This is a genomic window from Pseudomonas sp., assembly GCF_030684895.1.
Taxonomy (GTDB): domain Bacteria; phylum Pseudomonadota; class Gammaproteobacteria; order Pseudomonadales; family Pseudomonadaceae; genus Aquipseudomonas.
Genome location: NZ_JAUXXP010000049.1, coordinates 35,679 through 59,785, shown reverse-complemented (window position 1 = coordinate 59,785; position 24,107 = coordinate 35,679). Strand labels below are relative to the sequence as shown.

Sequence of the window (24,107 nt, the reverse complement as noted above, 5' to 3'; positions counted from 1 at the left end):
CTACTTTTAGCGATTTTATAGCTGTGCATCCGGCCAAACCTGACGCGCCGTACGCAACGCCCGCTGCGCTGCAGCCGCCCGCCCTTGCTGCTCCAACGCTTGCGCGGCGGTCAGCCAGGTTTGTTTGAGCGGCTGCTCCGGCAGTTGAGTGGTCGGCATAACCAATACCGCCCAACGCCCCGCCTCACCCCAGGCATCGTCAAAGCTGGCAAAGCTGGTGTACCAACGTCGGGTATTGCCCGAACGCAGCACCAGCGTGCGCTCGCGCTGGTCATAACCGACCAGCAGCGCAAACTGCGCGCCCGGCCCGCCGAATAGACGATCCTGCATCACCAGCACCGGATGCCCAGCCGACACTTGCTGCATCAGTGCGTCCAGGTTACCGGGCAAAGGGTAGACCAGCAGATCATAAGAGCGCGCCACCACCTCAAGCCCGGCTTGCGCGCTCAGCCCTCTGGCCAACTGCTGAATACGCTGATCCACCAATCCCGGGCTAGTGATCACCCCGTGATGATTGAGCAAGGCCGCTAGTGCCGAAGGGCCGCCCTGGGCATCACTGAGTTGAAAGAACGGCACATCAGCCAACTCGACCCGTTCAGGCAAGCGCTTGGTCTCAGGCAGCAGTTGCGGCCCACTGGCGCAGGCACCGAGCAGAAACAACAGGGCAACCGACAGAAGCTTTACTACGCGCACAGACTGAAACATCACTCACCCGCTGGCTTGTTTGAGGCGCAGAGCATAACGATGAAGTGCCGGTGACCCAACCCATCCGCGCAAAATGCCCGATTCGCCGACCTACACCCGCTCTAGCGCAGGCCTCTGGCGCCTCTAGTGCGGGACATTTCAAAGCACATATACATATACCCAAAAAGTCTTTATTAAGTATTTCTTAGATCGTTTAACTTGTTTTCACCGGATCACCGGACCTGCTGAACCCCCATTTATTTCCAGTGATCCGGCCACTCCTGCAACAGCAGTCGATTGGCTGTCGAGGAGTCCTGCCATGCTCAATAAATTCCTGCCTCGCCGCCTGTTTGCAGCTATCGCCCTCAGTGGTTTTGCCCTGAGTTCACACGCAGTTGATTTCACTGTTGCCTACCAGACCACCGTAGACCCGGCCAAGGTCGCTCAGGCCGATGGCGCTTATGAAAAAGCCAGCAAAGCCAAGATCGACTGGCGCAAGTTTGATGGCGGTGCCGAGGTCATTACTGCTGTTGCCTCGGGTGATGTGCAGATTGGTTATGTCGGCTCCAGCCCATTGGCTGCTGCAGCCACCCGTGAGTTGCCAATCCAGACGTTCCTGATCGCCGCCCAGATCGGCGCCGCCGAGGCGCTGGTCGCCCGTGATGGCAGCAACATCAGCAAACCCGAAGATCTGATCGGCAAAAAAGTTGCCGTCCCTTTCGTCTCCACCGGTCACTACAGCCTGCTGGCCGCGCTCAAGCACTGGAAGATTGATCCGAGCAAGGTGCAAATCCTCAACCTGGCGCCGCCGGCGATCATTGCCGCCTGGCAGCGTGGCGACATCGATGCCACCTACGTGTGGGACCCGGCGCTGGGTGTGGCCAAGGAAAACGGCAAGGTACTGATCACCTCTGGTGAACTGAGCGACCTGGGTGCACCAACCTTCGATGCCTGGATCGTGCGCAAGGACTTTGCCGAGAAGCACCCCGAAGTAGTCCGTGCCTTTGCCAAGGTCACCCTGGACGCCTACGCCGATTTCCGTAAAGACCCACAAGCCTGGCTGGCCGATAGCAGCAACATCGACAAGCTGGTCAAGCTGTCCGGCGCTAAGGCCCAGGACATCCCACTGCTGCTGCAAGGCAACGTGTTCCCACTGGCAGCCGATCAGGTCAACCAGCTCGCGGCGCCGACCACCCAGGCCATCACCAACACCGCCAAGTTCCTCAAAGAGCAAGGCAAGGTCGATGCGGTGCTGCCGGACTACGCGCCCTACGTCAGCAATCAATACCTGACCAACTAAATCACCTTACCTGCGCCGTGCATGACCATTCGGCCTGCACTGCGCAGCGGCATTCCTGCGGAGTAAGCAGCATGAGTTTTTGTCCATTACGCAGCCTGTTGGCTGCGCTGATTGTCAGCGGGCTGAGCACCGCAGCCCAGGCAGATGACCTGATCATCGGTTACCAGACCGGTATCGACCCCACCAAAGTGGCGCAGTTTGACGGCACATACGACAAAGCCTTGGGCCAGAAGATCGACTGGCGACGTTTTAACAGCGGCGCTGAAGTGGTCACGGCGATTGCCTCCGGCGATGTGCAGATCGGCAACCTCGGCAGCAGCCCATTGGCCGCCGCCGCCAGCCGCGGCCTGCCCATTGTGACCTTTATCGTCGCCGCGCAAATCAACGCCGCAGAGGCGTTGGTGGTGCGTAACGGCAGTGGCATCAACAGCCCGCAGGATCTGATCGGCAAGACCATTGCCACGCCCTTTGTGTCCACCTCGCACTACAGCCTGCTCGGCGCGCTGAAGCACTGGCAGGTCGAGCCGAGCAAAGTGAAGATCGTCAACCTCAACCCCAGCGAAATCTCCGCCGCCTGGGCGCGCGGCAATATCGACGGGGCCTTCGTCTGGTCACCGGCACTCGGCGCGATCAAGCAGAACGGCACAGTGCTGACCGATGCCGCAGAAGTCGGCACCTGGGGCGCTCCGACCTTCGAAGTGTGGGTAGCGCGCAAGGACTTTGCCGAGAAGCACTCCGAGCTGCTGGCCAAATTCGCCCAGGTCAGCCTGGATGCCTTCGCCGACTACGCCGCCAACAAGGACAGCTGGACTGTCGACTCCGAGCCCGTACAGAAGATTGCCAAGCTAACCGGTGCTGATCCTAAAGACGTGCCTGAGCTGCTCGCCGGCTCGGCCTTCCCGGATGCCAAGCAGCAAGCTGAGTTGCTCGGCGGCAAGACGGCCAAAGACATCGCCGCCACTGCGGTATTTCTCAAGGAACAGGGCAAAGCCGACAGCGTGCTGAGCGACTACTCACCCTATGTCAGCAACGCCTATATCCAGTAACCCGCTGTAACTCCCCCGGCAAAAGCTGGGGGAGCATTTGAGAGAGTCACAGTCATGGCCTTACTTGAACTGGAGCGTATCAGCGCACAGTACCCCGGCACGGCCGAGCCGGTACTGACGGATATTTCCCTGAGCCTCGGCCCTCAGCAACTACTGGTCGCCCTCGGCCCTTCGGGCAGTGGCAAAACCACCCTGCTCAACCTGATCGCCGGCTTTGTTACACCCAACGCCGGACGCATCAGCCTCGATCAACAACCGGTACAGGGCCCCAGCGCCGAACGCGGCGTGGTGTTTCAGGATGACGCCCTGTTGCCCTGGCAGAACGTGCTGGAAAACGTCGCGTTCGGTCTGCAACTGGCCGGTGTGGCAAAGCCCCAGCGCGAAGCCAAGGCCCGCGAACTGCTGAGCCTGGTGGGTCTGGCCGGGTTCGAACAGCGGCGCATCTGGGAACTGTCTGGCGGCCAGCGTCAGCGTGTCGGCCTGGCTCGCGCCTTGGCTGCAGAACCACGGGTGCTGCTGATGGACGAGCCGTTCGGTGCGCTCGACGCCTTTACCCGCGAGCAGATGCAGGAGCTGCTGCTGCAGGTCTGGCAGCGCACGGCCAAACCAGTGTTCCTGATTACCCACGACATCGAGGAAGCGGTCTTCCTCGCCACCGACCTGATTCTGCTGTCACCCAACCCCGGCCGCATCAGCGAACGCCTGAGCCTGGATTTCGGCCAACGCTACACCGCCGGTGAGAGTGCCCGCGCGATTAAATCCGATCCGGCTTTTATCGCCACCCGCGAGCATGTGCTCGCCCAGGTCTTCGCCGAACGCCAAGGGAGCCGCGCATGAGCAGCCATGAGTACATCTACTCCAACACCGAGAGCGAACAACAAGCACGGCGTGCTCCGCGTGAGCTCAGCCTGTTCACTATCAGTAGCCTGACAGTCGCCTTTCTACTGTGGGCCTGGTGGGCGGTGACCTACTTCGGCCTGATTGAGCCGCTGTTTCTACCCAGCCCACAGGCGGTGGCCAAACGCGGTTGGCTGGTGCTGAGCCAGGGCTATATGGATTCCAGCCTCTGGCAGCACCTAGCCGCCAGCCTGCAACGCATCGGCCTGGGCCTGTTGGCCGCCGTACTGACCGCTATTCCATTGGGGATCGCCATAGGTCGTTACCGGATCGCTCGCGGTATCTTCGACCCGCTGATCGAGTTCTACCGCCCGATCCCGCCGCTGGCTTACCTGCCGCTGATCGTCATCTGGTGCGGGATTGGTGAGCTGTCCAAGGTGCTCCTGATCTTTCTGGCGATCTTCGCGCCAATCGCCATTTCCACCGCCACCGGTGTGCGCAATGTCGACCCGAGCAAAATCCGCGCTGCGCAATCACTGGGTGCCAGTCAGGCACAGTTGATCCGCTACGTGATCCTGCCCAGTGCCCTGCCGGAGATTCTCACCGGCATTCGCATCGGGCTGGGTGTTGGCTGGTCAACCCTAGTGGCCGCCGAGCTGATCGCCGCCACCAGCGGCCTGGGTTTTATGGTGCAGTCCGCCGCCCAGTTTCTGGTGACCGATGTGGTGATTCTCGGGATTCTGGTGATCGCCCTGATCGCCTTTTCCCTGGAGATGGGCCTGCGCGCCCTGCAACGTAAGCTGGTGCCCTGGCATGGCCAGGCCCATTGAACTGGATAGATGACCATGAGCATTCAAATCACCCAACTGAGCCCTGCCCTTGGCGCACAGATTGACGGCATCAACCTCAGCGAGCCCTTGAGCGCCAAGAACCATCAGTTGATTGAACAGGCCCTGCTCACGCATCAGGTGCTGTTCTTCCGTAACCAGCCGATCACCCCGCAACAGCAGGCCAGCTTTGCCCGCCACTTTGGTGATCTGCATATCCACCCGATCTACCCAAATGTGCCGGAGCAGCCGGAAGTGCTGATCCTCGACACCGCGGTAACCGATGTACGCGACAACGCCATCTGGCACACCGATGTCACCTTCCTGCCGACTCCGGCCATGGGTGCGGTGCTGTCGGCCAAGCTGCTGCCACCTTTCGGTGGCGACACGCTGTGGGCCAGCAGCAGTGCTGCCTTCGAGGCGTTGTCGAAACCGCTGCAGGTACTGCTCGACGGTCTGACTGCCACCCACGATTTCACCCACTCGTTCCCGCTGGAGCGCTATGGCAATACGCCGCAAGCGCTGGAGCACTACCACGAGGTGCAGCGTAAATACCCGCCACTGTCACACCCAGTGGTACGCACTCACCCGATCACAGGGCGCAAGGGGTTGTTCGTCAACGATGGCTTCACCACCCGAATCAACGAACTGGAGGCTGATGAAAGTGATGCGCTGCTGCGCTTTCTGTTTGCCCACAGCACCCGCCCGGAATTCACCGTGCGCTGGCGCTGGCAGACCAATGACATCGCCTTCTGGGACAACCGCATCACCCAGCATTACGCCGTAGACGACTACCGCCCGCAGCGCCGGGTGATGCAGCGGGCAACGATTCTCGGCGACATACCAGTCTGAACCGAGGTATGGCTGCTTAACCCGCGCCAAGCCAGGCGCGGGTGCCATTTTCTGCGATCAGGTGGTTAAGTAGCACCTATGCCTGAAAACTCTCTACTGCTATCTGCGGCAGCCTTTCTGCTGATCGCCCTGCTCTATGCCAGTGTCGGCCAAGCCGGCGCATCCGGATATATCGCCGCCATGGCGCTGCTGGGCTTTGCCCCCGAGAGCATCAAACCCACGGCGCTGCTGATCAACAGCCTGGTCGCGCTGCTGGTCAGTTGGCGCTTTGCTCGGGCCGGGCATCTGAATTGGCAGCACCTCTGGCCCTTTGCCGTTCTGGCGGTGCCCATGGCAGCGCTGGGTGGTTTTATCAGCCTGCCGCCACTCTGGTTTGATCGCTTGCTGGGCAGCCTGCTGCTGGCTGCCGCCCTGCCCCTTTTTATCGGCAAAGCTGTGGATGGGGCTCAGCTGCGCCAGGCACCCCGGGCACTGGCCATGCTCACGGGTGCGGTAATTGGCCTGCTCTCGGGCCTGACTGGTATTGGCGGCGGTGTGTTGATCACGCCGCTACTGATCTACGCACGCTGGGCCAGCGTGAAAAGCGCAGCAGCATTTTCGGCCGTGTTTATCCTGCTCAATTCTGTCGCCGCCCTGGCCGGACACTGGAGCGCGGCGCGCCAGCTGCCTGAACACATCACCCTGTTAGCGCTGATCGCCATGGCCGGCGGTGTGCTCGGCGCGCAACTGGGCAGCCGCTGGCTGGCCGAGCGACGGGTGCAGCAAATACTTGGACTGCTGCTGTTGCTCGCCGGCGCCAAGCTTTGCCTGTAAAACCTTGTAAAACAGCATTCTAGAGCGCTCGAATGGTACCAGCGTGCCAGTCGGGTGCATCTAATGTTATGCGAAAAAGCTATTTTAAATATTGGATTACCTTGGCTTAAGGTATATCCACCGGACCACCGGAGCAGTGCAATTTTACCTCGCTCCGGTGCTCGTCTTCATGACGCGGCAGACGCAGCGTTTTATTTGAAGATGAGGTTTGCATGGTCAGTCCGACTACCCTTGAGGACACCGCTTCCCACCCGGAAGCCCACGCGTACCCTGAGTCAGCCCAGGCCTTACCGGCCTCTGACCAGGACATCGCTCCCCCCCTTCTACCCGCGCGCATTCTGCGCAGTGACAGTGAAGCCCTTGCGGCCGCGCATGCCTTGGCCGAGGCGGCCAGCGCGCAGGTCATCCTGCGTGATCGGGAACGTAAACTGCCCTGGTCGCTGGTCGAGCAGTTTACCGCTAGCGGTCTGGGCAGTATCGCCATCCCCCGCGCCTACGGCGGCCCGCAGCTGTCCTTTGCCACCATTGCCGAAGTTTTTCGCATCATTTCCGCAGTGGACCCGGCTCTCGGCCAGATCCCACAAAACCAGTTCGGCCTGATTGCCCTGCTGGATGTCGCTGCCACTCCAAGCCAGCGTCAGCGCCTATTTCGCACCGTGCTGCAAGGCTGGCGCATCGGCAATGCCGGGCCCGAACGCAACAGCAAGCACACCCTGGATGTGCGTGCGCGCCTTGAGCGCGAGGGTGATCGCTACGTCATCAGCGGCGAGAAGTTCTATTCCACCGGGGCGATCTTCGCCCACTGGGTCGCAGCCAAGGCCCTGGACGAGGACGGTCGTCCAGTTCTCGCCCTGATCCAACGCGGCCGCGCAGGGCTGCGCATCGTCAACGACTGGTCCGGCTTTGGTCAACGCACCACTGCCAGCGGCACCGTGCTGCTGGACCGCGTGGAAGTCGATGCACACAACCTGATTCCGCTGTGGCAGTTGGGCAGCCAACCGAGTATCCAGGGCGCCGCCTCGCAACTTATTCAGGCGGCGATTGATGCTGGCATCGCTGCCGGTGCATTGCGCGACAGCATCAGTTTTATCCGCGAGAAATCCCGACCGTGGATCGAGGCCAATGTCGAGCGCGCCAGCGATGATCCCTACGTGATTGCCGATATCGGCCGCCTGCAGGTCGATCTGCACGCCGCTGAAGCCCTGCTGCGCAAGGCTGGCAAAGTGCTGGATGAAGTCAGCGCGCAGCCCATTGATGACGATGCCGCCGCGCGCGCCTCCATTGCCGTGGCCGAGGCCAAAGTGTTGACCACCGAGATCAGCCTGCTAGCCAGCGAAAAGCTGCTGGAGCTGGCGGGCAGCCGCGCCACCCTGGCCGAATTCGGCCTCGACCGGCATTGGCGCAATGCGCGCACCCATACCCTGCATGACCCGGTGCGCTGGAAGTACCACGCCGTTGGTGCCTACTACCTCAACGGCAGCCGCCCTGCCCGTCACTCCTGGATCTGAGCCATGAACGCACCGTTGAACCTGAATCCGACGCTGATCCGCAGTGATGCCGAAGCGCTGGACGTTGCCAATGCTGTGGCCGCGGTATTCGGCCCTGGCGCGGCCGAACGCGACCGCGAACGCCTGCTGCCACATGCCGAGCTGGAGCTGTTCAGCCGCTCCGGCCTGTGGGGCATCAGCGTACCCAAACACCTGGGTGGTGCAGGCGTCTCCAGCGTCACCCTGGCCAAGGTGATTGCCCGTATTTCCCAAGCGGACAGTTCCCTTGGGCAAATCCCGCAAAACCATTTCTATGCCCTCGAAGTGCTGCGCCTCAACGGCAGCGCCGAGCAGCAGCAACGTTTGTATGCAGAGGTGCTGGCCGGGCAGCGCTTCGGCAATGCCCTCGCGGAGCTGGGCACCAAGACCGCCCTGGACCGCACCACCAAACTGTTGCGTGACGGCGAGCACTACCGCATTGAGGGGCGCAAGTTCTACGCAACCGGCGCGCTCTATGCTCAGCGCATCCCGACCCTGGCGGTGGATGACCAAGGCATTGGTCACCTGGCCTTCGTATCCCGCCATGCGCCGGGGCTGGAGATCATCGACGACTGGTCCGGTTTCGGCCAGCGCACCACCGGCAGTGGTTCGGTGGTGCTGCAACAGGTACCGGTGGCCGCCGAAGACGTGGTGCCATTCCAGGCATCATTCGAGCGCCCCACTTCGCTCGGCCCGTTCGCTCAGTTGCTGCATGCGGCCATTGATGTCGGCATCGCCCGCGCCGCCTATGAAGACACCCTGAGTTTCGTGCGCAGCAGTTCACGCCCCTGGATCAATGCCGGGGTGGACAAGGCCAGCGATGACCCGCTGACCCTCAAGGCCATCGGCCGTCTGGCCATTCATCTGCACGCCGCCGAAGCACTGCTGGAACGAGCCGGTGAATTTGTCGATCAGGCCCAGGCCGAGCCCAGTGTCGAAAGCGTGGCCGCCGCCTCCATCGCCGTAGCCGAAGCCCGGGCGATCAGCACCGAAGTGTCGCTGGCAGCTTCCAGCAAACTACTCGAACTGGCCGGCAGCCGCGCCACCCTGGCCGAACACAACCTCGACCGCCACTGGCGCAACGCGCGCACCCATACCCTGCATGATCCGGTGCGCTGGAAGTACCACGCGGTGGGTAACTACTACCTCAACGACGCCCTGCCGCCGCGCCGGGGGACGATCTGATGGGCAGCAAACAGATCCTGCTCAACGCCTTCAACATGAACAGCGTGGGGCATATCCATCACGGTTTGTGGACTCATCCACGGGACAACTCAACTGCCTTCAACAGCCTGGAATACTGGACTGATCTGGCCAAACTGCTGGAGCGCGGTCTGTTCGATGGGCTGTTTATCGCCGATATCCTCGGTGTGTATGACGTTTACCAGAACGGCATCGACCTGAGCCTGCAGGAGTCGATCCAGCTACCGGTCAACGACCCGCTGTTGTTGGTTTCGGCCATGGCTGGGGTCACCCGGCACCTGGGTTTTGGCGTGACCGCCAACCTGACCTACGAAGCGCCCTACACCTTCGCCCGTCGCCTTTCCACCCTCGACCACCTGACCCAGGGCCGCATCGGCTGGAATATCGTCACCGGCTACCTGGACAGCGCGGCCAAGGCCATGGGCCTCACGCAGCAGATCGAACACGACCGCCGCTACGACCAGGCCGATGAGTACCTGCACGTGCTCTACAAACTGCTCGAAGGCAGCTGGCAGGACGATGCCGTGCTCGCCGACCGCACGCAGCGCATCTACGCCCAACCGGGCAAGGTGCACAAAGTCCGGCACCAGGGCGAGTTCTATCAGGTGGAGGGTTATCACCTCAGCCAACCCTCGCCGCAGCGTACCCCGGTGCTGTTTCAGGCCGGCTCGTCGGAGCGTGGCCTGCGCTTCGCCGGCCAGCATGCCGAGTGCGTGTTTATCAGCGGACACAACAAGGCTGCGGCACGCGAACAGGTTGCCAAGGTGCGCGCCAATGCGTTGGCGGCTGGGCGCTCGGCGGATGCAATCAAAGTATTTATGGGCATCAGCGTGATCGTCGCACCGACCGAGGCCGAGGCCCGCGATAAGCATGCCGAGTACCTGCGCTATGCCAGCCCGGAAGCGGGCCTGGCGCACTTTTCCAGCTCCACCGGTATCGACTTCGCCCAGTACGAGCTCGATGAGCCGATCCGCTACCAGAAGACCAACGCCATCGAATCGGTGGTCAAGGCCTTCACCGCCAAGGACAGCGGCTGGACAAAACGTCGTCTGCTGGAGCAGCACGCGCTCGGCGGGCGCTACCCCGTGCTGATCGGTTCCCCCGTGCAGGTCGCCGACCAGTTGCAAAGCTGGTTCGAGGAAACCGGCCTGGACGGTTTCAACCTGACGCGCATCGTCTCGCCGGAAAGCTATGTCGACTTTATCGACCTGGTGATTCCCGAGCTGCAAAACCGCGGTTTGTACAAGACCGCCTACGCCGAAGGCAGCCTGCGCCACAAGCTGTTCGGCCAGGGCCCGCGCCTGCCGGCCAACCACAGCGCAGCCGCCTGGCGCGATCTGTCGGGCAGCGTGCCGGCGCCCCGTAGCGATATCCACCATCAACTGAGCGCTGCGGCGCTCAACCTGCTCTGACCTATACAAGGATGAAGACCATGCTCAATACCCTGAAGAAACTGACGCTCGGCACCCTGCTGCTGGCAAGTGGCCTGGCCCAGGCCGAGCAAACGCTGAAACTCGGCACCACCGCCGCCTTCGCCCCACCGCTGGAAGTGGCCGTGGCCGAGGCGAAAAAGCAGGGCCTGAAAGTCGAGCTGATCGAGTTCAGCGACTGGATCGCGCCCAACGTCAGCCTGGCCAACGGCGATATCGACGTGAACTACTTCCAGCACGTGCCCTTTCTGGAAAACGCCAAGAAGGACGGCGGCTACGACCTGATTCCCTATGCCCCAGGGGTGATCAACAACGTCGGCCTGTACTCGAAAAAGCACAAAGCCTTCGCCAGCCTGCCCGAGGGTGCCAAGGTGGCCATCGCCAACGACCCGATCAATGGCGGTCGCGGCCTGCAACTGCTGGAAAAAGCCGGGCTGATCACCCTCAAGCCTGGCGTTGGCTACAAAGCCACCCTGGAGGATGTGACCAGCAACCCGAAGAACATCCAGATCATCGAGCTGGAAGCCGTGCAACTGGTGCGCGCCTTGGATGAAGCCGACCTGGCTCAGGGCTACCCGCACTACATCCGTCTGGCCGGCACCCATGATCCAGAATCGGCGTTACTGTTCGATGGCGTCGACAACCCGGAATACATCATCCAGTTCGTTATCCAGCCTGAGCACAAGAACGATGCGCGCCTGAAGAAATTCGTCGACATCTATCAGCACTCGCCAGCCGTGCGTGCGGCCCTGGACAAGGCCCACGGCAAGCTTTATCAGCCAGGCTGGGAAAGCTGAGCATGAGTGGTTTCGACACTCACCTGCAGCAGGCCGCGCAGGCCAGCCAGCAGCTTGATACCCACCTGCGCTTTGCCAACCTGGGCAAGACCTACGCGTCAGCCCAGGGCACGGTAGAGGCACTGCGCGATATCGACCTGGCCGTCCAGCGCGGCGAAGTGTTCGGCATTATCGGCCGCAGCGGTGCGGGCAAGTCCTCGCTGATCCGCACCATCAACCGGCTGGAGCAACCCAGCAGCGGTCAGGTGCTGATCGACGGCGAAGACATCGGCCTGCTCGACGAAGACCATCTGGTCGAACTGCGCCGGCGCATCGGCATGATCTTCCAGCACTTCAACCTGATGTCGGCCAAGACCGTGTGGCAGAACGTCGAGCTGCCACTGCGGGTCGCTGGCGTGCCGCGCGAGCAACGTAAGCGCAAGGTGCGCGAGCTGCTCGAACTGGTCGGCCTGCAGGACAAACACACCGCCTACCCGGCGCAGCTTTCCGGCGGGCAGAAACAGCGCGTGGGCATCGCCCGCGCCCTGGTGCATGACCCACAGATTCTGCTGTGCGACGAAGCCACCAGCGCCCTGGACCCGGAAACCACCCAGGCGATCCTCGGCCTGTTGTGCGAGATCAATCAGCGCCTGGGCCTGACCATCGTACTGATCACCCACGAAATGGCGGTGATCCGCGAAATCTGTGACCGCGTGGTGGTGCTGGAACAAGGTGAAGTGGTGGAACAGGGCCCAGTCTGGCGCGTATTTGGCGCGCCGCAGCACGAGGTTACTCGCACCCTGCTCGCGCCGTTGCGTCATGGTCTACCGGCGGATCTGCAAGCCCGTTTGCGCAGTTATCAATTGCAAAAGACCGATGCTTTAGCTCTGCGCCTGCAGTTTTCCGGCAGCCATGGCGAACCGAATCTGGCAGCCCTGGCGGCTGCCCTCGGCGGGCGTCTGGCACTGCTCGATGGCGGCATCGAACGCATCCAGGGGCATGCCCTGGGTTACTTGCTACTGGCCGTGAGCGACTCACCGCACAGCCGCGAACAACTGTTAAGCAACGCCCGCCAACTGGCGGATCAGGCGGAGGTACTGGGTTATGTCGCTGCTGTTTGAACGCCTCTGGCAAGGCTTTCTCGACACCCTGCTGATGGTCGGCGTGTCGTCGTTGTTGGCGCTGCTGGCGGGGATTCCGCTGGCGGTATTTCTGGTCACCAGCAGCAAGGGTGGCATCTTCGAAGCGCCCAAGCTGAATCAACTGCTGGGCAGCATCGTCAACCTGTTCCGCTCGATCCCCTTTCTGATTCTGATGGTCGCGCTGATTCCCTTTACGCGGCTAATCGTCGGCACCACCTATGGCGTGTGGGCCGCCGTGGTGCCGCTGACCATTGCCGCTACGCCGTTCTTCGCGCGTATCGCAGAAGTCAGCCTGCGCGAAGTTGACCACGGCCTGATCGAAGCCGCCCAGGCCATGGGCTGCCGACGCTGGCATATCGTCTGGCATGTACTGCTACCCGAGGCGCTGCCAGGCATCGTCGGCGGTTTCACCATCACCCTGGTGACCATGATCAATTCCTCGGCCATGGCCGGTGCCATCGGTGCCGGCGGCCTGGGCGACCTGGCCTACCGCTACGGCTATCAGCGCTTCGACAGCCAGGTGATGCTCACCGTGATCGTCACCCTGGTGGTGCTGGTCAGCCTGATCCAGTTCGGTGGCGATCGGTTGGCCAAGGGGTTGAATAGGCGCGGCTGAAATGATGTCTAGCTCACCCAAAACACTGGGGCTTTGGGTGAGCGGCTGTGACTGCCGACAGCCCAAAATGGTCGGTGTCGATAGGCTAGAACCGGCCAAAAGCGGTGATCCAGCGTCTACGAAAGGCAGGACTATTCAATTCGGCTTTTCCGTACGGGTCACACACCTGCAGTCAGACATCACCTACGATGGCAAACACCTAGCCTGCTTAGACATAGTCGAAGACGTCACGTGATCCGACATAGTAGCAGCCTGAATCAAGCGATCTCACCTAACCAAACCGGCCAAATTGTTAGTCGACTTCTGCAAAGAGCATCTGGGGTCTATCGACGAGTCGGCGTAGCCGCGTCAACAACCCCAGGCTGAGTAGCTCTGCAGCAACGCAGTTGCGCCTGAATAGGTGGTCCCACTGCATAGCTTTAACGTGGTTTAGAACGGCAGCTGATACGAGGTGGCCACCCAGAAGTTTGGCATTTCACTCTGGGTCGTACCGTTGAGCATCACCGACAGCTTGCCCGGTCCGGCTTCGCCTTCAACTCCCGCGCCTGCTTTCAGCCAGTCATTGGTCACATCCTCACCCGGCAGATTGAAGGTGAAGAAGCCATCCACAGCACCGTTAACACCGGCACTGTTCTTCTCGAAGCGGTGAGCCGCTTCCAGATTGGTCACGAAGTTGTAGCCGGAAATGAACGGTATCGGCGTCTGGGTATTGAAACCCAGGCGTACCTCGGTACGGTCGTCTGTACGGCCATCGAAACGCGCCGGTAAGCCACCGCCCTCTTCGGTATAGCTTTCTATATGGCTGCTGCTGTAGCTCAGATCGACATAGGGGCTGATACCGGTATTGGCTACGCTGAGGGCATTCTGCCAGTCCAGGCGCGCACGCACGCCCCAGGTTTCGGTATCCGGGCTGGCATTGGAGGACTCCAGGGTGCTCATATTGAAATAGCCACGGCGAATATCGGCCTCACCCCAATGGCCATAAGCGCCGAGAGTCGCATACAGACCTTCGACCTGAGTCAACGGAATGATGCCTTCCAGCATCAGGTAACGGCCGTCGCTTTTGACCTCACCGTCAAAGATCAGATCTTGCTTGGCATAAGTCTGGCCAAGGGAGAGGTTGATCTGCGCAAAGCCCAGGTTGTGCCCGAAACCGATCTCGGCAAGACCGCTGTTGCCTGATCGATTACCGTGATCGTCGCGCCCCCAGTCACCCGCCGCCCAGAAGGTACTTTTTCCCGGTTCGACCAATCGCGCCAACGGCCGGCTATGGGCACCGTTGATCATCATGCTCAGGTTGGAATTCAACGCGTTCACGCCAGACGACGTGGACTCCAGGCTGGCAGCCATGGTTTGCAGGGTGACCAATTGGTTGATAATTGCGTAGTAATAATTATCACTCAGGCCAGGACAAGAAGTCGGACAATTAATTGTGCTACTACCATTGAAATAGTCAATGGACACACTATATCCACTAACTCCGTAGGCAAACAGAATACCGAGCCCACCACTCGATTGATAGAAACCCGCCGACGTTCCTACAAGCCCTGCTAAGCCATTTGATAAGCTCGTATTGCCCCACCAGGGCTGCGACTCCAACAGAGACGAATAGTCGGTATAATTCACGAATTGAGAGCTGATGGAATAGGTGCTGCCACCATAGTTTACAACCACTGTCGGTCGCTCATCAGGCGCAGCCTGTGCCAGGTCAGAATACACATTGGCAAGGCAGGCACTGACGACAATCCCGCCCGTAAGCAGTGCTTTGAGATGGCGCATGGAAGAACTCCCCAGTTCATAGTGTAAGGGCCAGTTTGTAGCCCTGCTAATCTGCAGTAGAATAATGCCTATAATAGCAAAATGCCATAATTAGAGATGATTTTCGCTACACATTAACGACAAAAAAGAACGCCAAAAAGGACAGCTCTTAGTCCATTTAGCCGAATAATCATTAAATCTGAATATCCTTTTACTAGTTCTATTCTGTGAGTAGAAACTCACGCAGTCGCTGACCATCGATTGCACGGAAAATGCCCTCGGGCCGAATCGCCCCTGACTTCATGGGCACATTCGAATGACTGCACTTGGCCGATTTCTGCCTGTGATGACTGGCCACTTTGGATCGGTTCCGGCCCTTCGTAGTCGGCCGCTGCCGACCCAATATAGCCGCTGGGAAACGCCCGGAGTCGGCCAATTTCATCCCCAGGCACACAGACAAGTCAGGGGCGGTATTGGGTTTACCGCCTACGCATCCATTGCCAAATCATCGGCTTCGCACTTTCGCTATTAAGATTGGTAAAGGCGCACCCTCTGCCCATGACGTAGCAGCTTAGCTGCCGACGCTTATCCGCTCGCTAACTCCGCCAAGTAGTCCCACGGGTAAATCCCCCGCTCATGCCCATCGCTGAACACCAGCTGCACGCCATAACCCTGGCTGTTGATGGCGCTCAGGCTTACGCCAGCATTGACCAGATCAATTCGCCCGCCCATTCGCGCTGCGCGGCACTGTGAGCACGGGCATGCCGCACGCAACCTTGCATGGCTGAGGCTTTGCGTAGAGCCGTCAGGCCACTGCAGGTGCAGTAGGCCGGCATTACGCTGATTGCGGATAGCGCTGGGGGCGTTCATCCCACAGCCTTTTGCAGCTGGCTCAGGGCAATACGCACCGCCTTGCGCACTTCCGGGTCGCTGTCATGTTCGGCGGCCTGCAACGGCGCGATGGCGGCGCTATTGGCCAGCTCGCCGAGGGCCAGGGCGGCCTCCTTGCGCAGGTTGCTGATGCTATGACCGAGCAGCGTGACCAAGCCATCCAACGCGTCGACAAAGCGCAGTTTGCCCAGCGAACGCGCCGCGCGCAGACGCACCTGCCAGTAGCTGTCCTGCAATGCGTCGATCAGCGCAGGACCGGCCTCGCTCAGACCCACCTTGCCCAGGGTAGTGGCAGCTTCTTCGCGCACCTGCCATTCACTGTCGCGCAGGGCTGCCTGCAAAGCCGGCAATACCACCAAATCGCTGGCCAGGCCCAGTGCACCGGTGGCGGCACGGCGTACTTCGGTGTCCGGGTCATCACTGGCCAGGCGCGCCAATTCGGGTAGAGCGTCGAGCTGCTTGAGCCAGCCGAGAATGCCCACCGCCTCACGCCGCACAAAGGCATCGCTGTCCTGCAGGGCCTGGCGCGCCACTGGCACGCTGTCGGGCAGGCGCAGTTCACGCAGGGCACGCAATGCGCTGCTGCGCACAAAGGCATCAGCATGGTTGGCCCAGGGCAGGATCACTCGCCCGGCGTCCAGGCTTTTCAGCTCACTGAGGCTCTGCGCAGCAGCACCGCGTACCGCCTCATCCGCATCGGCCAGGGCGGCGCACAGGGCGGCCACCACATCGGGCTCCTCCCATGCTTCGAGCAAACGGGCGGCCTCGGCGCGCACCTGGGCGTCGCTATCACTGCCCAGGGCCTGGGTCAGCCAGGGCAAGCCATCAGGGTCTTCCAGATCAGCCAGGGCGATCAGGGCAATACGCCGCACGCCGGCATCGCTGTCACTTAGGCGTGGCTGCAGAGCAATAATTTCAGGGTTGTCGCTGGGCAATTCAGTCATAGGGCAATTCGCAATGGCGGGAAGTCGGCGCTGGGCAGGCCCAGCGGGGTCAGGCGTGGCAGTTCGCGGCCTTCTTCATGACGCAGCAACTCCAGGCAATGGCGTTTGAGGCGGACGAACTCAGGGCTGGTCAGCAGGCTGGCGTGCCGGGGCCGGGAGAAATCCAGGCGCAGGTCTTCGATAAAACGTCCCGGCCGTGGACTCATCACCAGTACGCGGTCGGCAAGAAACAGCGCCTCGTCGATATCGTGGGTGACAAACACCACGGTGGTGCGGATACGCGTCCAGATATCCAGCAACAACTCCTGCATCCGCGCACGGGTCTGTGCATCCAGCGCACCGAAGGGCTCGTCCATCAGCAGCAGACGCGGGCGGTTGATCAGCACCCGGGCGATTTCCGCGCGCTGCTGCATGCCGCCGGACAACTGATTGGGCCAGCGCAGGGCAAACTCCTGCAGGCCAACCAGACGAAGAAACTCACCGGCCTGGTAGCGTCGCTCGGCCTTGCCCAGGCCCTGCATCTTCAGGCCGAAAGCAACGTTGTCGAGCACACTGCGCCAGGGCAACAGGGTGTGGTGCTGAAACACCATGCCGCGCTCAGGCGACGGCCCAGCCACCACCTGGCCATCGACGCGCAGCGCGCCGGCACTGATCTGTAAATGGCCGGCCAGGGCACCGAGCAGGGTCGATTTACCACAGCCAGAGGGGCCGAGAATGCACACGAACTCGCCTGGCTCGACGCTGAAATCCAGGTTCTGCACGGCGTCGAAGGCCTGTGCGCCCTGCCCCAGGCGAATCGACAATTGCTGGCCGTCGATGCGCCCCGGTTCTACGGCTTTTTCATAGGCACTCATCAGCGTTTCCCCTTGATCCGATACCAGGGCGTCACCCAGGCACCCAGCTGTTTGACCAGGGCACTGCTGCCCATGCCGAGCACGCCGATCAGCAGCATGCCCACAACGATGTCGGCATAGTTCTGGATGGTGTAAGACTCCCAGGTGTAGTAACCGATGCCCCACTGCCCGGAGATCATTTCCGCCGTTACCAGGCAGAACCAGGAAGTGCCCATGCCGATGGCCAGACCGGTGACGATGCTCGGCGCCGCGCCCGGGATGATCACCTCGCGCAGGATCGCCAGACGCCCCGCCCCGAGGCTGCGTGCCGAGGCGATCAGGCGCGGATCGACGCCCTCAACGCCATGAATGGTGTTGAGCAGGATGGGGAACAGCGCCCCGGTAAAGGTGATAAAGATCATCGAGGCTTCCGAGGACGGAAACATCAGGATGGCCAGGGGAATCCAGGCCACCGCGGGAATCGGCCGCAACACTTCCAGCGGCGGCAACAGGCTGTCTTCGGCCCATTTCGAGCGGCCGATGGCCAGGCCCAGCAGCACGCCGGCAATCACCGCCAGCAGGTAACCGACAAACACCCGGCCCAGGCTGCTGGACAGGTGCGCGACCAGCTTGCTCGACTCGACCAGGGCCACAGCAGCATCCAGCACCGCGCTTGGCGTTGGCACGTAAGTGAAGGTAATCAGCCCCAGATTCAGCCGCTGGGTCGCCGCCACATGCCAGAACAGCAGGCAGGCAGCGAGCGAGGCCAGGCGCAGGGGCCAGCGGTATAGCGGGTTCATGGCAATCTCCGTAACCCTCTGCCACACCCCGCTCGCCTGAACGAAAAAGGGTGGGCAGAGGGAGTAGGTCTTAGCGGCTGGCCAGCAACTGCTGGTTGGCGCTGACGAAGTCCAGCGCGGTGCCGCCATGCTGCTGGGCGTAGGCCAGCGCCTGATCCTTGAGCAGGAAGGCGCTGAGCTGGCCCTTGGCATCACGGACAAACCAGGCCTGGTTGGCCAGCAGTTTGATGCCGCTGTCGGCTGCCTGGGCGTAGATGGCGCGGATGTCCTTGCCTTCTGCTTCCAGGCTGGCCAGCGCGCCCAGGGCTGCTTCCGGGGAGCTGTAATGACGCACCTTGTCTTCACCACGCACCCAGATCTGCGCCAGGCGTTTGAAGTCGGTGATCGGCTTGCCGGTCAGTGCATCGTTGGCCTTGAGCGGCAGCGCGGCGTAGTTAGCCAGCTGCGTGTTGTAGTCCAGACCGGAAGCCTTGAACGCTGCTCGAATGTACTGATCGTCAATGAACTTGGCCGTATCCAGGTCGCGGTCGGTGCGCTTGAGCAACTTGAGGGTGTCGATGGACGTCGCCACCGCCTGGCGGTATTCCGGCTTCCAGCTCAGGTCACGGGTCTGCAGGCCGAGCGGGCCGTGGAACAGGTAGTTGACCTCAGCCTCAATGCCGGTGACCTTCTCGATCAGCTCGCTGTATTTCTCCGGCTCGGCGGCCAGCAACTGGTCGGCTTCAATGCCCGCGCGCAGGTAGGCGGTGACGATTTCCGGGTACTTCTTGGCGTAGCTGGCATCCACCAGAGCGCCGTGGAAGGTTGGCGCATTGGCCTGCGAGCCATCGTAGATCTTGCGGGCGAAACCACGGTTGGGGAACAGCTCAGCAAAGGGTACGAAGTCGGCATGCGCCTCGATACGGTTGCTGCGCAGGGCGGAGCCGGCAATTTCAGGAGCCTGGGCGATGATCCGCACGTCCTTCTCCGGGTCCCAGCCTTGTGCGGCCACGGCGCGCAGCAGCATGCCGTGGGCGGTGGAGGCGAATGGCACGGAGATGGTCTTGCCTTTCAACTCTGCCAGCGACTGCACGCTGGAGGACGCCGGCACCACGATGCCGTTGCCGCTGCCCAGAGTGCTGCCGGACAGTACGCTGATAAACAGGCTCTGCTTACCCGCCTCGATATGCGCCACACCGTTGAACGAGCCAGGGAAGTCGGCCATGGCGCCGAAGTCCAGCTTGCCGGCGACCATCTCGTTGGTCAGCGGCGCGCCGCTGGTGAAGTTCTTCCACTCGATTTCGTATTTGGCGTCCTGGTACTTGCCGTCTTTGGGCAGGTACTTGTCGAGCAGGCCCAGTTCACGGATCAGCAGACCGCCAGCGGCGCAGTTGATGGTGGTGTCCTGGGTGCCGATGGCAATACGGATGGTCTCTGCCTGGGCGGCGGTGATGCTGCTGATGGCCAGCGCAAGGCCGGCGATAGTAGTGCGCAAGATCATGGGTGTTTCCCCTCGAATCATAAGTATTGGAATCGTCTCCGCCATGCGGTTGGCTGGTGGGAAACGAGGGGTTGTTACAGCAGGCGTCCGGCGGTTATCCGGATAGCTTTTGTCGAGCAGGTGTACCCCGGTGGGTTTAACCCGTGCGACAGAATCAAGTGATTGCACTGCGGGCTTGAACCCGGCGGACTACCTCAACAGATAAGGAATCTCTACCTTCACTGCGCCGGTCGGACAATCCGTTTCACACGGCATGCAGTACCAGCATTCGTCAAAGGCCATATAGGCTTTCTGCGTGGCCGGGTTGATGGCCAGCAGGTCCATTGGGCAGACATCCACGCAGACGGTGCAGCCCTTGTGGGCGATGCACTTGTCTTCATCGACCGTTACCGGTGCATTGCTGCGAAAGAAAACTTCCTGGGGTTGATACGCCATTGCACACGCCCTCCTTTAGGCTGCTGCGTTGCCTTTGACGCGCAAGCGGTTGTAGGCCTGCTGCTCTTCGTCATCCAGCGGAATCAGGTAGGGCTCGACCGGTTTCTTGAAGCTGCTCATCACGCCGCTTTCATCCTTCTTCAGGTGGGCATGACAGAACCATTCGGCATCGTTGCGCTGCGGGTGATCGACACGGTGGTGGTACAGGCCCCAGCGACTCTCGGTGCGGAACAGCGAAGCACGTGCGGCCATCTCAGCACAGTCGCGGATTACGCTGACTTCCAGGGCGCGCATCAGCTCATGCGGGTTGTTGGCCTTGAGCTGGTCGAGGTCACGCTGGATCTCGGCAAAACGGGTCAGGCCAATTTCCATCTTCTTGGTCACCTTCGGCGGCTGCAGGTAGTCGTTGACCATGCGCCGCAGCTTGTACTCGACCTGCGCTGGCGGCAGGCCATGCTCGCGCAGCAGCGGTGCATAGACCCGCGCACGCTCAGCTTCGATCTGCGCCGCATCCAGTTCGCTGTAGTCGCGCTCAGCCACGTAATCTGCCGAATTGCTGCCCGCGAACCAGCCGTAGGTGAAAGCGCCGAGCATGTAGTTATGCGGCACGGCGGCCATATCGCCAGCCGAGTACAAGCCTTTAACCGAGGTCTCGGCCTTCTCGTTGACCCACACGCCCGAGGCGCTATGACCGGAGCAGAAGCCGATCTCGGAGATGTGCATCTCGACCATGCCAGTGCGGTAGTCGGTGCCGCGGTTGGCGTGAAACTGACCGCGACTCGGACGCTCGTTGCTATGCAGGATTTCCTCGATGGTCTGGATGGTTTCCTCGGCCAGGTGATCGAGCTTGAGAAATACCGGGCCGTTACCGCCTTCGAGTTCCTGATGGAACTCCCACATCATCTGCCCGCTCCAGTAGTCGCACTCGATAAAGCGCTCGCCCTTGTTGTTGGCGGTGTAGCCTCCCAGTGGGCCGGTGACATAGGCGCAAGCCGGGCCGTTGTAGTCCTTGATCAGCGGGTTGATCTGGAAGCACTCCAGATTGGCCAGCTCGGCACCCGCGTGATAGGCCATGGCGTAGCCGTCGCCGGCGTTGGTCGGGTTCTCGTAGGTGCCCATCAGATAGCCAGACGACGGCAGACCCAGGCGCCCAGCCGCGCCGCAGCAGAGGATCACGGCCTTGGCCTTGATCACATGAAAGTCCGCCGTGCGGCAGTCGAAACCCATCACGCCGTTGACCGTGCCTTCGGCATCGGTGAGCAGGCGCGTGGCAATCAGGCGGTTGGTGATTTCCACCCGTGCGCGCTTGAGCTGGCGATACAGCACCTTCTTGATGTCATGGCCTTCCGGCATCGGCAGCACGTAGGCACCCATGTGGTGGACTTTCTTCACCGCGTAGTCGCCGGTTTCGTCCTTCTCGAACTTCACGCCCCAGCGGTCGAGTTGTTCGATGGTCTCGAAGCTGTGGGTGGCATAGGCGTAAACGGCGGCCTGGTTGACGATGCCGTCGTTGGCCACGGTGATTTCCTTGGTGTACTGCTCGGGCGTGGCGTGGCCGGGGATAATGGCGTTGTTCAGGCCGTCCATGCCCATGCTGATCGCGCCGCTGCGCTTGACGTTGGCCTTGTCCACCAGCAGCACACGCAGCGCTTTGTTGCGCTCCTTAGCCTTGATCGCCGCCATCGGCCCGGCAGTACCGCCGCCGATAATCACGATGTCGTATTCCTGTTCCAGCGTCTGATAGCTGCTCATTGCTGCGCGTCCTTTTGCCTATCGATGCGCAGGCGATACTGGAAGGCATCGCCGCGGTAGTAGAGGTGTTCGAAATCCAGGGGCGTGCCGTCAGCGGCGTGGGTCAGGCGCTCGATGCGCATGATCGGTGCGCCCTCCTCAACCAGCAGCGCCTGCGCCAGATCGCTGTCGGCGAGCGCCGCATCGATGGCAAGGTCGGCGTGGCCAAGGGGAATACCGCAGTCGTTTTCCAGGATCAGGAAGATGTCGCGAGTGGCCAGGTCAGCTTTCTCCAGTTTTTCGCCAACGGCCTGCGGCAGGTAGGTGACTTCCAGCGACACCGGCTCACGGTTGATCAGGCGCACTCGCTTGATTTCAGTGACCAGACTGCCCTCTTCCACCTGCAGCCGCTCGGCAACCAGGGCGCTGGCCGGCACGAACTTGAAGCTGCGCAGACGGTTGAGCACTTCATAGCCCATCTGCGTCATCGACTCGGCCAGGCCCTGCAGGGTGCTGACGTTCTGGAAGGCCTTGGGCTTGGCGACAAAGGTCCCCTTGCCGTGAATCTTGAAGATCAGCCCTTCCTTCTGCAGATCACCCAACGCCTGCCGCACGGTGATGCGGCTAACGCCATGGGCCTGGCCCAGCTCGCTTTCCGAGGACATGCGGCTGTGCGGTGGATAGGTGCCATCAAGGATGCGCGTACGCAGCAATTCCTTAAGCTGGCTGTAAAGCGGTACAGGGGACAGCGGGAGCAGTTGGGCCATGTTCTGGGTCTCAATCATTACTTGTCATAACAAGTTGTAGCGAGAAGATATCGGAAATAACCGATCCTTTTAAAATACTTTTATCGAATAACGTTATGGCATTGCGACAGGGTGCCGCTCGCCATCAGCGCACCCTGCCCGGCAGGCAGGATGCGTGAAGGGTTTGAACCAGAAAGTTGATCAGAGACGATCCAGTGCTTGCAGGAAGTCCAGGACAATATCCTCGGCATCTTCGATACCCACCGACACGCGAATGGTGCCGTCATGGATATCCAGGCTGCTCAGGGTTTCGGCGGACAAAGCGCGGTGCGAGGTTTTGCCCGGATGGGTGATGCTGCTGGCAACCCCGGCCAGGGATGGTGCAAAAGCGGTGTAATGCAGCTCATGGATCAGCTTGTCGACCTCTGCCAGGCCGCCTTTGAGGGTAAAGCTGAGCATTCCGGAATGGCCTTTGCGGAATAGCTGCTGCGCCAGTTTATGGTCCGGGTGCGAGGGCAAACCGGGGTAATACACCTTGGCTACCTGCGGGTGCGCCTCCAGTGCCTCGGCCAGAATCTGCGCATTGCTGGAGTGGGCGCGCATACGCAAGGACAGAGTCTTGGCCCCGCGAAAGGTTAACCAGGCTTCGAACGGGCTGGCACTGCCACCGGCATTGATCTGAAAACGCCGGGCCTGGGCAATCCACTGCGCATCGCCCACCAGAATGCCGCCGGTGGCATCACTGTGGCCGTTGAGATACTTAGTGGTGCTGTGCAGCACCAGGTCCGCACCATCAGCCAGCGGGTGATACAGCGCCGGCGAAAGGAAGGTGTTATCCACCAGCAGCTTGAGCCCATGGGCCTTGGCCAACTTGCTCAGCGCCGGAATATCACTGACGCGCACCAGGGGGTTGGAAGCGGTTTCGGTATAGATCAGCCGCGTCGCCGGGGTGATCGCCGCCGTCACGGCCGCTAGGTCATTGATATCAACCAAGGTGGCACTGATGCCAAAGCGGCTCAACTCCTTCTCGATCAGGCTCTGGGTCGTACCGTACAGCTCACGACTGGCAATCAGGTGGTCACCGGCGCTCAGGAGGCCAAACAGGGCCGCGCTGATCGAGGCCATACCGGAGGCGGAAAATAGTGCTGCCTCGCCGCCCTCCAGGTCTCGAATCAAGGCTTCCAACGCCGCCGTATTCGGGTTCCCAAGGCGGGTGTACATATAGTTGTCCGGGTTACCGGCGAGAAAATCGTCGACCTGTGCCAATGAGTCGTAAACAAATACCGAGGTTTCATAGATCGGCAGGCTTTTGGCCCGAGTCACCATATGCTGATCAATATCATTGCCGCTATGCACGGCACGGGTGGAAACCCCAGAGGCATGCTCTGACATAGACAAAACTCCAAATACTCTGCGGCTAAACGGGCAGCAAAAAAG

Annotated in this window: 22 protein-coding genes and 1 pseudogene; 12 read left to right on the top strand and 11 right to left on the bottom strand. The window is 61.1% G+C overall.

The genetic code is table 11. From position 1 onward, the window contains the following. Positions 1 to 15: 15 nt before the first annotated feature. Entirely contained in the window at positions 16 to 705 is a 690-nt protein-coding gene (locus tag Q8M42_RS10865; RefSeq protein WP_304868469.1) for a PA2778 family cysteine peptidase, read from the bottom strand. Between the two features lie 298 nt (positions 706 to 1,003). Between Q8M42_RS10865 and tauA (Q8M42_RS10860) the strand changes: the two genes are divergently transcribed. From tauA (Q8M42_RS10860) to Q8M42_RS10805, 12 genes and pseudogenes are all read left to right on the top strand, one after another. After that, complete coding sequence (gene tauA, locus Q8M42_RS10860; RefSeq protein WP_304868471.1) at positions 1,004 to 1,984, top strand: taurine ABC transporter substrate-binding protein; 981 nt, start codon at positions 1,004 to 1,006, stop codon at positions 1,982 to 1,984. A gap of 71 nt (positions 1,985 to 2,055) precedes the next feature. Further along, on the top strand, positions 2,056 to 3,030 hold the full coding sequence (gene tauA, locus Q8M42_RS10855; protein ID WP_304868473.1) for a taurine ABC transporter substrate-binding protein: 975 nt from the start codon (positions 2,056 to 2,058) through the stop codon (positions 3,028 to 3,030). Positions 3,031 to 3,084: 54 nt separating this feature from the next. Then, complete coding sequence (tauB, locus tag Q8M42_RS10850; RefSeq protein ID WP_304868475.1) at positions 3,085 to 3,867, top strand: taurine ABC transporter ATP-binding subunit; 783 nt, start codon at positions 3,085 to 3,087, stop codon at positions 3,865 to 3,867. Continuing rightward, complete coding sequence (gene tauC, locus Q8M42_RS10845; protein WP_304868477.1) at positions 3,864 to 4,697, top strand: taurine ABC transporter permease TauC; 834 nt, start codon at positions 3,864 to 3,866, stop codon at positions 4,695 to 4,697. The genes tauB and tauC overlap by 4 nt, the downstream gene beginning before the upstream one ends. Positions 4,698 to 4,712: 15 nt before the next feature. After that, complete coding sequence (tauD, locus tag Q8M42_RS10840; RefSeq protein ID WP_304868479.1) at positions 4,713 to 5,546, top strand: taurine dioxygenase; 834 nt, start codon at positions 4,713 to 4,715, stop codon at positions 5,544 to 5,546. A 78-nt stretch (positions 5,547 to 5,624) separates the two neighbouring features. Next, positions 5,625 to 6,359: a sulfite exporter TauE/SafE family protein gene (locus Q8M42_RS10835; RefSeq protein ID WP_304868481.1), complete on the top strand. Its 735-nt coding sequence runs from the start codon at positions 5,625 to 5,627 to the stop codon at positions 6,357 to 6,359. A gap of 212 nt (positions 6,360 to 6,571) precedes the next feature. Then, positions 6,572 to 7,867 (top strand): SfnB family sulfur acquisition oxidoreductase, encoded by a 1,296-nt coding sequence (locus tag Q8M42_RS10830; RefSeq protein ID WP_304868482.1) that lies wholly within the window; start codon positions 6,572 to 6,574, stop codon positions 7,865 to 7,867. 3 nt (positions 7,868 to 7,870) lie between these two features. Then, complete coding sequence (locus Q8M42_RS10825; protein ID WP_304868484.1) at positions 7,871 to 9,070, top strand: SfnB family sulfur acquisition oxidoreductase; 1,200 nt, start codon at positions 7,871 to 7,873, stop codon at positions 9,068 to 9,070. Next, entirely contained in the window at positions 9,070 to 10,500 is a 1,431-nt protein-coding gene (locus tag Q8M42_RS10820) for an LLM class flavin-dependent oxidoreductase (RefSeq protein ID WP_304868486.1), read from the top strand. The genes Q8M42_RS10825 and Q8M42_RS10820 overlap by 1 nt, the downstream gene beginning before the upstream one ends. Before the next feature lie 20 nt (positions 10,501 to 10,520). Further along, entirely contained in the window at positions 10,521 to 11,315 is a 795-nt protein-coding gene (locus Q8M42_RS10815) for a MetQ/NlpA family ABC transporter substrate-binding protein (RefSeq protein ID WP_304868488.1), read from the top strand. A 62-nt stretch (positions 11,316 to 11,377) separates the two neighbouring features. Then, positions 11,378 to 12,415 (top strand): annotated as a pseudogene (locus Q8M42_RS10810) (methionine ABC transporter ATP-binding protein); the annotation flags it as partial. Next, positions 12,399 to 13,052, top strand: coding sequence for a methionine ABC transporter permease (locus Q8M42_RS10805; RefSeq protein WP_304868492.1), 654 nt, complete (start codon positions 12,399 to 12,401; stop codon positions 13,050 to 13,052). The pseudogene Q8M42_RS10810 and the gene Q8M42_RS10805, both read left to right, overlap by 17 nt. A gap of 429 nt (positions 13,053 to 13,481) precedes the next feature. On the opposite strand, the gene Q8M42_RS10795 is transcribed toward Q8M42_RS10805, so the two are convergent. From Q8M42_RS10795 to Q8M42_RS10750, 10 genes are all read right to left on the bottom strand, one after another. Next, positions 13,482 to 14,369, bottom strand: a complete 888-nt coding sequence (locus Q8M42_RS10795; protein ID WP_304868494.1) for an autotransporter outer membrane beta-barrel domain-containing protein — start codon at positions 14,367 to 14,369, stop codon at positions 13,482 to 13,484. 1,026 nt (positions 14,370 to 15,395) lie between these two features. Continuing rightward, complete coding sequence (locus Q8M42_RS10790) at positions 15,396 to 15,680, bottom strand: gamma-butyrobetaine hydroxylase-like domain-containing protein (RefSeq protein ID WP_304868496.1); 285 nt, start codon at positions 15,678 to 15,680, stop codon at positions 15,396 to 15,398. Further along, on the bottom strand, positions 15,677 to 16,645 hold the full coding sequence (locus Q8M42_RS10785) for a HEAT repeat domain-containing protein (protein WP_304868498.1): 969 nt from the start codon (positions 16,643 to 16,645) through the stop codon (positions 15,677 to 15,679). Before Q8M42_RS10785 ends, Q8M42_RS10790 begins: the two co-directional genes overlap by 4 nt. Next, positions 16,642 to 17,499, bottom strand: a complete 858-nt coding sequence (locus tag Q8M42_RS10780; RefSeq protein WP_304868499.1) for an ABC transporter ATP-binding protein — start codon at positions 17,497 to 17,499, stop codon at positions 16,642 to 16,644. Before Q8M42_RS10780 ends, Q8M42_RS10785 begins: the two co-directional genes overlap by 4 nt. After that, positions 17,499 to 18,278 (bottom strand): ABC transporter permease, encoded by a 780-nt coding sequence (locus tag Q8M42_RS10775; RefSeq protein ID WP_304868501.1) that lies wholly within the window; start codon positions 18,276 to 18,278, stop codon positions 17,499 to 17,501. The genes Q8M42_RS10780 and Q8M42_RS10775 overlap by 1 nt, the downstream gene beginning before the upstream one ends. A gap of 70 nt (positions 18,279 to 18,348) precedes the next feature. After that, on the bottom strand, positions 18,349 to 19,758 hold the full coding sequence (locus Q8M42_RS10770; protein WP_304868503.1) for an ABC transporter substrate-binding protein: 1,410 nt from the start codon (positions 19,756 to 19,758) through the stop codon (positions 18,349 to 18,351). 189 nt (positions 19,759 to 19,947) lie between these two features. Beyond that, on the bottom strand, positions 19,948 to 20,193 hold the full coding sequence (locus Q8M42_RS10765) for a ferredoxin family protein (RefSeq protein ID WP_304868505.1): 246 nt from the start codon (positions 20,191 to 20,193) through the stop codon (positions 19,948 to 19,950). A gap of 15 nt (positions 20,194 to 20,208) precedes the next feature. Next, positions 20,209 to 21,945, bottom strand: a complete 1,737-nt coding sequence (locus Q8M42_RS10760; RefSeq protein ID WP_304868507.1) for a fumarate reductase/succinate dehydrogenase flavoprotein subunit — start codon at positions 21,943 to 21,945, stop codon at positions 20,209 to 20,211. Next, complete coding sequence (locus tag Q8M42_RS10755; protein WP_304868509.1) at positions 21,942 to 22,691, bottom strand: GntR family transcriptional regulator; 750 nt, start codon at positions 22,689 to 22,691, stop codon at positions 21,942 to 21,944. The genes Q8M42_RS10760 and Q8M42_RS10755 overlap by 4 nt, the downstream gene beginning before the upstream one ends. Positions 22,692 to 22,871: 180 nt before the next feature. Next, positions 22,872 to 24,062: a PLP-dependent aspartate aminotransferase family protein gene (locus Q8M42_RS10750; RefSeq protein ID WP_304868511.1), complete on the bottom strand. Its 1,191-nt coding sequence runs from the start codon at positions 24,060 to 24,062 to the stop codon at positions 22,872 to 22,874. Between the last annotated feature and the right edge of the window lie 45 nt (positions 24,063 to 24,107).